Source organism: Lysobacter enzymogenes, assembly GCF_017168095.1.
Lineage (GTDB): Bacteria > Pseudomonadota > Gammaproteobacteria > Xanthomonadales > Xanthomonadaceae > Lysobacter > Lysobacter enzymogenes_D.
Genome location: NZ_LXSD01000620.1, coordinates 1 through 8756, shown reverse-complemented (window position 1 = coordinate 8756; position 8756 = coordinate 1). Strand labels below are relative to the sequence as shown.

8 protein-coding genes and 1 pseudogene are annotated in these 8756 nt (G+C 70.6%); 4 read left to right on the top strand and 5 right to left on the bottom strand.

What is annotated here, in order from left to right; all coding sequences use genetic code 11:
* Positions 1 to 89: 89 nt before the first annotated feature.
* Positions 90 to 560, bottom strand: coding sequence for a copper chaperone PCu(A)C (locus A7A76_RS23990; RefSeq protein WP_241201161.1), 471 nt, complete (start codon positions 558 to 560; stop codon positions 90 to 92).
* 38 nt (positions 561 to 598) lie between these two features.
* On the opposite strand from A7A76_RS23990, the gene A7A76_RS23985 reads away from it, so the two are divergent.
* Positions 599 to 2164 carry a DUF4139 domain-containing protein gene (locus tag A7A76_RS23985; protein WP_206413675.1) on the top strand — a complete coding sequence of 522 codons (1566 nt, stop codon included), beginning with the start codon at positions 599 to 601 and terminating at the stop codon, positions 2162 to 2164.
* On the top strand, positions 2161 to 2919 hold the full coding sequence (locus tag A7A76_RS23980; RefSeq protein ID WP_206413674.1) for an enoyl-CoA hydratase/isomerase family protein: 759 nt from the start codon (positions 2161 to 2163) through the stop codon (positions 2917 to 2919). The genes A7A76_RS23985 and A7A76_RS23980 overlap by 4 nt, the downstream gene beginning before the upstream one ends.
* 142 nt (positions 2920 to 3061) lie before the next feature.
* On the opposite strand, the gene A7A76_RS23975 is transcribed toward A7A76_RS23980, so the two are convergent.
* From A7A76_RS23975 to A7A76_RS23955, 4 genes and pseudogenes are all read right to left on the bottom strand, one after another.
* A complete protein-coding gene (locus tag A7A76_RS23975) occupies positions 3062 to 4402 on the bottom strand; it encodes a substrate-binding domain-containing protein (protein WP_206413673.1) in 1341 nt (446 codons plus the stop codon).
* Between the two features lie 557 nt (positions 4403 to 4959).
* Positions 4960 to 5811, bottom strand: a complete 852-nt coding sequence (locus A7A76_RS23970) for a sulfurtransferase (RefSeq protein WP_206413672.1) — start codon at positions 5809 to 5811, stop codon at positions 4960 to 4962.
* Positions 5808 to 6673 (bottom strand): annotated as a pseudogene (locus tag A7A76_RS23965) (NUDIX hydrolase). The gene A7A76_RS23970 and the pseudogene A7A76_RS23965 overlap by 4 nt, the downstream one beginning before the upstream one ends.
* Before the next feature lie 172 nt (positions 6674 to 6845).
* Positions 6846 to 7532, bottom strand: a complete 687-nt coding sequence (locus A7A76_RS23955) for an FKBP-type peptidyl-prolyl cis-trans isomerase N-terminal domain-containing protein (RefSeq protein WP_206413669.1) — start codon at positions 7530 to 7532, stop codon at positions 6846 to 6848.
* Positions 7533 to 7768: 236 nt separating this feature from the next.
* Here A7A76_RS23955 and A7A76_RS23950 point away from each other — a divergent pair, with 236 nt between their 5' ends.
* Together A7A76_RS23950 and A7A76_RS23945 are read left to right on the top strand one after the other, a co-directional pair.
* Positions 7769 to 8551, top strand: a complete 783-nt coding sequence (locus tag A7A76_RS23950) for an enoyl-CoA hydratase/isomerase family protein (protein ID WP_206413668.1) — start codon at positions 7769 to 7771, stop codon at positions 8549 to 8551.
* A gap of 8 nt (positions 8552 to 8559) precedes the next feature.
* Positions 8560 to 8756: hypothetical protein (locus A7A76_RS23945; protein ID WP_206413667.1), on the top strand; the 197-nt coding region annotated here is incomplete at its 3' end.

Genomic DNA, 8756 nt, shown 5'->3' with positions numbered 1-8756 from the left:
GACAACCCAACTACGATGAAGGTTTCGACGTAGTTGGGTTGTCGCGGTCGCGGCTCGCGCCGCTCCTACAGGGAGAATCGCAACGACGTTTACGGCGCGGCCTTGCGCACCTCGAACTCGCCGAGCAGCGAGCCGCCGTCCTTCAATTCAAACTCGATCGCCACCCGGCTGCCTTCCTTGAGCGGCGCATGCGGCTGCATCAGCATCAGATGCATGCCGCCAGGCTTGAGCACGGCCGCGCCGTCGGGCGCGATGCGCAGCTCCGGCAGCGCGCGCATCTTGCTGACGCCGTCGACGATGCGGGTCTCGTGCAGCGACACGTCGGCGAACGCCGCGCTCTTGACGCCGACGATGACCGCGGGCGTCGCGCAGCGATTCTCGATGCGGCCGAAGCCGGCCATCATCGGCATCTGCATCGGCGGCAGCCGCACCCAGCCATCGCGCACCTGCGCCGCGCAGGCCTTCGCCGGCGCCGGCGATTTCGCCGCGGCGCCATTCATCCAGGCCGCGGCCAACAGCGCCGCCAGCGCCAACCCCATTCGCAAGCTCGATACGTTCATCGGCCTATCATAACCCCCAGGCCATCAGGGAATTGAGGATGAACCAGCCGTTGCGTTTGCTTGCGCCGGCGCTCGCCGCGGGCCTGTTGGCCGCGTGCGGCGGCGCCCCGTCCGGCGACCGTCCCGCCGCCGCGTCCGGCCCGCACGCCGGCGACGCCAAAGCCTCCAAGCCCAGTCCCGCGCACGACGGCGCGCTGCGCCTGACCGTCTACAGCGGCGGCTACGAAGCCCTGGCCAACGTCCGCGCCGCCAGCGCCGGCATGCCCGGTTACGCGCTGGTCGAACGGCCGCTGCGCGAATCGCTCAAGCGCGGCGCCAACGCGCTGGAGGAAGCGCCGCTGCCGCCGTCGATCGACGTCGAAGCCGCGACCCTGACCCCGCGCACGCCCGGCGTCGGCGTGATCGCGCAACGCTACGTCGCCGCGGTCGCCGGCGCGCAGAGCATCATGAGCGGCGCGATCGGGCGCAAGGTCGCGGTCGAGCACACCGCCGGCGGCGCCAAGCAGACCGACAGCGGCATACTGCTCGCCGCCGGCGACGGCCTCACCCTTGCCCTCGACGATGGACGGATCAAGGTGATCCGCAACTACGACAGCTTCAGCCTGGTCGACAGCGAAGGCGCGCTGCCGCGCCGCTCGTCGCTGCAATGGACGGTCGAGGCGACCCAGGCCGGCGACGCCGAGTTCGTGCTGAACTATCCGATGGGCGGGCTGGCCTGGCGCGCCGAATACCAGGCCACGCTGGCGCCGGGCGCGGGCTGCGCGCTCGCGCTCGACGGCGCGGCCCTGGTCGCCAACCGCTCAGGCCGCGACTTCAACGCGGCCAAGCTGAGCCTGGTCGCGGGCGAGCCCAATCGCCAGAACGCGCAGATGCAACAGGTCGACAGCAGCTACGCCTTCGCCGAAGCGCGCGCGGTCGCCGCGCCGGCGCCGCCGATGCCGGTGGAGCGCGCCGCCGGCGAATACCACGCCTACGACCTGCCGCAACCGGTGAACCTGCGCGACGGCGGCAGCGAACGCATCGCGCTGTTTCCGCGCAACGACACGGTCAAGTGCGAGCGCATCTACGCGCTGGATTCCGGCGGCATCGGCTGGGAACCGCCGACGCCGCTGGTCGACCGCGGCCAGAACGGCCAGACCGGCGACCTGCCGGTGCTGAGCAAGGTCGAATTCGTCAACGACCAAGCCGCCGGCCTCGGCCTGCCGCTGCCGGCCGGCCGCGTGCGCGTGTTCGACGGCGGCGATTTCCTCGGCGAAGCGCGCCTGCAGCACACCCCGGCCGGCGCCGAGATCAAGCTCGAGCTCGGCAAGGTCTTCGACGTGAGCGCCAGGCGCGAGGCCACCGATTTCCGCCTCGACCGTACCGGACGCACGATGACCGAATCGTTCGCCATCACGATCAAGAACGCGAAGAAGACGCCGGCCACGGTCCGCGTGACCGAGCCCTTGCCGCGCTGGAGCGATTGGGAGATCGTGTCGTCCAGCCTGCCGGCGGCCAAGAAAGACGCGCACAGCGCGCAGTTCGAAGTGCCGGTGCCCGCCGCGGGCGAAACCCGGCTGACCTATACCGTGCGCTACCGCTGGCCCCAGGACGTCAAACCATGAATTGCGTAGAAACCCAGACCCACGGCGACATCGTCGAAATCAAGCTGGCGCGTGCGCCGGTCAACGCGCTCAACCCGGCGCTGTGCAACGCCGCGCGCGAGGCGCTCGAGCACGCCATCGCCCACGGCGCCCAGGGCATCGTGCTCAGCGGCGGCCCGAAGGTATTTTCGGCGGGCCTGGACGTGCCCTATCTGCTTTCGCTCGGCGATCAGCGCGATCACCTGCTGCTGGCCTGGCAATCGTTCTTCGGCCTGGCGCGCGCGCTGGCTTCGGCGCAGGTGCCGGTGGTCGCGGCGATCGCCGGCCACGCGCCGGCCGGCGGCTGCGTGCTGACGCTGTGCTGCGACTACCGCGTGATGGCCGCCGGCGATTTCCGCATCGGCCTCAACGAAACCCAGGTCGGCCTGGTCGCGCCGGAAGGCATCCAGCGGCTGATGCGGCGCGTGGTCGGCACCTACCGCGCCGAGCGCCTGCTGGTGGCCGGGGCGATGGTCGACGCCGATACCGCGCTGCGGATCGGGCTGGTCGACGAACTGGTCGAAATCGAGCAGGTCGCCGCGCACGCGCGCGAGTGGCTGCAGCAACTGCTGAGCCTGCCGCGCAGCGCGATGCTGCAGACCCGCGCGCTGGCCCGCGCCGACCTGATCGAAGCGCTGCGGCCGGAGCACATCGAGCTGGATCGCTTCGTCGACTCCTGGTATTCGGCGGATACGCAGGCGGCGTTGAAGGCGTTGGTGGCGAAGCTGGGCAAGTGACGCGGGAGATTGGCGAGTGGGAGATAGGAGATAGGAGTTAGAAGTTAGGAGATAGGAGATAGGAGTTAGGAGATAGACAGGGCAGCGCTTTTCGCTATCTCCTAACTCCTACTCGCTATCTACTGCTCGCTATCTCCCAGCCTCAAAGCAACCACACCTCCACCCGCTCGTTGCGGTACCGCGCCGCCGGATCGCGCGGGCCCGCCACCGCTAGCGCCGAGCCCATGCCGCGCGCCATCCGCACCTTGATCCCGCGCGAGACTAGTTCCTGCGCGACCAGATCGGCGCGGTCGTTGCTCATCATCATCGAGGCCATCGGCGAACCGGCGCTGGCGTCGGCGAAGCCGATCACCAGCACGCTGCGGCCGCGGTTGGGCGGCAGGCGCATGAAGGTGCGCAGGCGGTCGAGGTCGCGCACCGCGCGGCTGTCGTAGACGCTGGCCGCCACCGCGCTCTCGCCGGAGCCGGCGAAGTTGAAGCGCAGGCTCAGCGGCAAACGCACCGCGTGCTCGACCATCTGCCGGTATTCCAGCGGCCCCAGCGTGGTCGGCCGGGCCCGGCCCGGGACCAGGGTCACCGCGACGTGGCCGGCGCGCGCCACCGCGCGCTGGCCGCCGCGGCCCATCGCGTACAGCGCGAAGCTGCGGCTCAACGCGCCCATCATCTGGCCGCCGTAGAGATACAGGCGGCGGCTCAGCGGATAGTCCTCGCTGAGCACGTCGGTGCGGGTCGGCGCGACCGCGCGGCCGCCGTCGGACACCGCCACCGGGCGGGTGCCGGCGCCGTAGCTCTCGCCGATCGGGATCAGCCCGACGCCGAACGGATCGGCGGCGACCGCGGCGACCAGCGCGCGCGCGTCGCGATGCATCTGCGCCTCGCCGAACGCGCTGCCGCGCATGACCTTGTCGTTCATCAGATCGCGCACCGCGCCGGCGCCGGCGTCCAGGTGCAGGCGCACCTCGCCGGCGCCGCCGCCGAGTTCGCGCCACTCGCGCGAGCGGCCGGAGAACAGCGCGCGCAGTTGTTCCATGTCCAGCCGCGCGATCGGATTGGCGCGGTTGACCACTACCGCCACGCCGTCGAGCGCGATCACGAATTCCTGATCCTGCGAGGCCAGGTCGCCGAGCTGCCAGCCGGCGTCGAGCTCGGCCGCGTTCGGCCGCCGCGACATCATCGCGATCTGCGCGTTGCCTTCGACCAAATCGGCGAACCCGTGCGCCGAATCGCTGGCGGCGATCTCCACGATCAGCGGCTGGCCGTCGCGGCTGGCGTGGATTTCGGTCAGCGCCGGGCGCGGCGTGCGCACCTGGATATCGCCGTAGCCGATATCGCGCAGCCACGCCTGCGCCACCGTCGGCACCAGCGCCTGCGCCAGCGTGTTGGAGCCGGCGATGCGGACCCGTTCGGCCTCCTGCGCCGGCGCCGCGGCGGCGAAGACGAGCGAACAGCACAACAACAGCGACGACACCGCGGCACGCAACATGGCGCGCTCCCCCTGAAGAGCGAATTGCGCGCAAGGATGGGAACGGGATGTGACGCGGCGGTTACGCGATGGGCATCACCGTCATAACGTTATGCAATGCACCGATTCCGCATGGCGGGGTGGCGTTTTTCTCATGGCGACGAGGCGAATGCGAGGAGTGCGTGGGACGGTTCAAGAGACGTTGCGAAACCTACCTGTCGTCATTCCCGCGAAAGCGGGCTCTGCCTTACTTCGGCGAAGCTGAACATCCAGGGCGTCACCGCGGCATGGCTCTGAAGTCTCTGGATCCCCGCCTTCGCGGGGATGACGGGCTGGGAGTGGCGCTGCGAAGCCGAAGGGCGCGAAACCCACCTGTCGTCATTCCCGCGAAGGCGGGCTCTGCCTTACTTCGGCGAAGCCGAACACCCAGGGCATCGCCGCGACATGACTCTGAAGTCTCTGGATCCCCGCCTTCGCGGGGATGACGACCTGGAAGAGGCGTCGCGAAGCCGAGGGACGCGAAACCTATCTATCGTGGAAAAGCCCCAGGAAAGACGGCAAAAAACGAACCGCGCGGCTCAAGCCTCGCCGGTCGCCACCGGCCGCTGCGGGTCTTCGATCCAGCCGCTCCACGAACCGGTGTACAAGCCGGCGCCGTCGAAGCCCGCGTGCGTCAGCGCCAGCAGGTGATGGCAGGCGGTGACCCCGGAGCCGCACATCGCCGCGACCTGCTGCGGCGCGCGCCCCTGCAGCAGCGGCGCGAATTCCTGCGCCAGCGCCTGCGGCGACTTGAAGCGGCCGTCTTCCAGGTTCAGCGCGAACGCGCGGTTGCGCGCGCCGGGCACGTGGCCGGCGACCTTGTCGAGCGGTTCGACTTCGCCGCGGAAACGCTCGCCCGCGCGCGCGTCGATCAGCAGGCCGCCGGAATCGAGCAGCGACCGCACCTGTTGCGCGTCGAGCAGGCGGCGCGCGTCGTAATCGGCTTCGTAGCGCGTCGCCTGCGGCGCCGGCACCTCGGCGTCGGTCGGCAGGCCGAGCGCGGTCCAGCGCTGCCAGCCGCCGTCGAGCACGGCGACGCGGCGATGGCCGAGCACGCGCAGCAGGAACCACAGGCGCGAGGCGGCCAGGGCGCCGTCGGCGGCGTCGTAGACCACGACCTGATGCTGCGGCGTCACGCCCCAGCGGCCGAGCGTGGCGACGAAGTCGGCCGCGTCCGGCCACGGGTGGCGGCCGCCGCCGGGCTTGCGCTGATCGGACAGGTCGCGATCCAGGTCGGCGTAGCGCGCGCCGGGAATGTGCGCGTCGCGATAGGCCTGTTCGCTGGCGGCGCGATCGCTCAGCGAGGTGCGCGTGTCGATCACGATCAGATCGTCGCGGCCCAGCGCGGCGGCCAGATCCTCGGCCGCAACCAGGGTGGTCCAGTCGCTCATCGCACGGCCTCCAGGCGTTGTCGCAGGTTGAGCAGCATCGACGCGGTCGCGCCCCAGATGCGCTGGTCGGGCCAGCGGTATTCCAGCACGTGGCGCGCGCGCCCCTTGTATTCCAGGGTACGGGTGGTGAGGTTGTCCGGATCGAGCAGGAACGCCAGCGGCACCTCGAACACCTCGGCCACTTCGGCCGGATCGGGCGCGGCCGCATAGGCCGGATCGACCGTGGCCACCAGCGGCAGCACGCGGAAGCCGGTGATGGTGACCAAGGGATCGAGGAAGCCCAGCGGCGCGATCTGCGCGGCCGGCACGCCGATCTCCTCGAAAGTTTCGCGCAGCGCCGCAGCGACCGCGTCCTCGTCGTCGGGTTCGATCCGCCCGCCGGGAAAGCTGACCTGGCCGCCGTGCTGGCGCAGGCCGTCGGTGCGCCGGGTCAGCAGCACCTGCACGCCGTGCGCGCGCGGCACCAGGCCGACCAGCACCGCCGCCTGCGCGCGCAGCGCGTTGTCCGGCAGCAGGCCGTGCAGGTCGTCGAGGTTCCAGCCGTCGTCTTCGGGCGCGGCGTCGAGCGGATGCAGCGCGGCCAGCAGGCGGGTGCGCGCGCGCGAATCGCCGGCGAGGAAGTCCGGGCCGAAGTCGCCCGCCGCCAGGATCGCCGGGTCGCTCATGCGCGGCCCGATTCGCGCTGCGGCAGCACGTGCTCCATCAGGCGCAGGCGCTCGTCGTCGTTCATCTGCGACCAGCGCGCGATCTCGGCGCCGGTGCGGTGGCAACCCAGGCACAGGCCGTCGTCGTCGAGTTGGCAGATGCCGATGCACGGGCTCAGCACTGCGCGGAAAGTCGTCATGTCGTCCACCGGGGCCATGCCGCCATTGTGCCTGGCGGCGCGGCCGGGTAAAGCCGGGCCGCGCGGGCGGGCGCGGCCGGCGGGGAAAGCCGCGGGCGGCCGCGCATCGCGCCGGCGCCCGCCCCACAAACGACTTGCGCCGGACGGGCCGGCGCAAGTGCGTTGAAGCGTAGAACAGCGATGGCCGGTATTACTTGACGCTGACCAGCTTGATCTCGAACTGCACGGCCACGTTCGGCGGGAACGGGGTGCGCGGATCGGCGCCGTAGGCCTTGTCGGCCGGCAGGGTCACTTCCCACTTCGAACCGGCCGGCATCTGCAGCAACACGTCGCGCATCGCCGCCATTTCGATCTCGCTGACCTTGATCGACGGGATGTTGTTGGCCGGGCGCGCCTGCGCCGGACGCTCGCCCCACGGGAACGGACCGGCCACTTCCAGGGCCACGGTGCTGGCCTGGGTCGGCTTGGCGCCGGTGCCGTTCTCGATCACGCGGTACTGGGCGCCGCCCGGCAGCACCTTCACGCCGGCCTTGCCCTTGTTGGCGTTGACGAAGGCGTCGCTCTTGGTCTTGTTCTCGGAAGCGGCCTTGTCCCACTCGGCCTTGGCCTTCTCGGCCTGGCGCTTCTGCATGTTCTGCACCGCAGTGCGCAGCTGGTCGACCGGGACCGAGGGCTGCTTCTTGGCGTACCCGTCCTGCAGGCCCTTGATGATGGTGTTCACATCGACCGCTTCGCCGCTCTCGGTGGCGTTGCGGCCGAGGTCGTAGCCGAGCGCATAGCTAAGCTTGCCCTTCTCGGAAGAAGTGTCCTGCGCGACGGCGTTGCCGGCGGTCAGAGCCAGGGCCGCGACGGCGGCAGCAATCAAACGCAACTTCATTCGGTGAAACCTCCGGTAATGGCACGGGGCGACCTGCGCCGCCCCGATCAGCTTGGAGCACCTTCCAATGCTCCGCATGTTGTGTCTGTCGGGTCGTAAGGCCCCGATAGGACGGGTTAGGATACCGGCGGCAGCGCTTAACCGCCACTGACGCCAGCCCGCTTCGACCGCGCCGCACGCGCGGAGTTCAACGGCGGTCGCAATCCCCCCAAGTCCTTGAATTCTACGGCCATCACATGACCGAATCGCCCCTGCTGATCGCCGATCGCGGCGCCGTGCGCCAGATCACCGTCAACCGTCCGGACAAGCTGAATGCGCTCAACGCAGCCACCCTGGACGCCCTGCTGGCCGCCTTCGAGGCCGCCGCGGCCGACCCGGCGGTACGCGCCGTGGTCCTCACCGGCGCCGGCCCCAAGGCCTTCGTCGCCGGCGCCGACATCGCCGAAATGAACGGCCTGACCCCGGTCCAGGGCCGCGATTTCTCCCTGCGCGGGCAGAAGCTCATGCGCCGGATCGAGAAAATGCCCAAGCCGGTGGTCGCGATGGTCAACGGCTTCGCCCTCGGCGGCGGGCTGGAGCTGGCGATGGGCTGCCACCTGCGCATCGCCGCCGACAGCGCCAAGATCGGCCAGCCGGAGATCAATCTCGGCCTGATCCCGGGCTTCGGCGGCACCCAGCGCCTGCTGCGCCTGGCCGGGCGCGCGGCGACCCTGGAGCTGTGCCTGCTCGGCGCGCCGATCGACGCGGCGCGCGCGCAGCAGTTGGGCATCGTCAATCGGGTGGTGCCGGCGGCGGACCTGGAAACCGAAACCTTCAAGCTCGCCGAGCAACTGGCGGCGTCGGCGCCGCTGGCGCTGCGCGGCGTGCTCGACTGCATCGCCGTGGGCGGCGAATGCGGCATCGAAGAAGGTCTGGAGTACGAGACCGCGCAGTTCGGCCTGATGTTCTCCACCGACGACATGCGCGAAGGCACCGGCGCGTTCCTGGAACGGCGCAAGCCGGCGTTCGCCGGCCGCTGAGCCTTGCTGTGAGCGACCGCGCGCCGACCGCTTGCGTGTGCGCCTGCGCCGATCCGTCCGGCGCGCGCGCGCATGCGATCGCGCACGCGCTGGCCGGCGACGATCTCGACGCCGCGATCGCGCTCGGCCTGCTCGATGCCGACTTCGACCGCGCCTGCGTCTGCGCCGCCTGCGCGCCCGCGTGCGCGCAACGCAGCCGCGACGC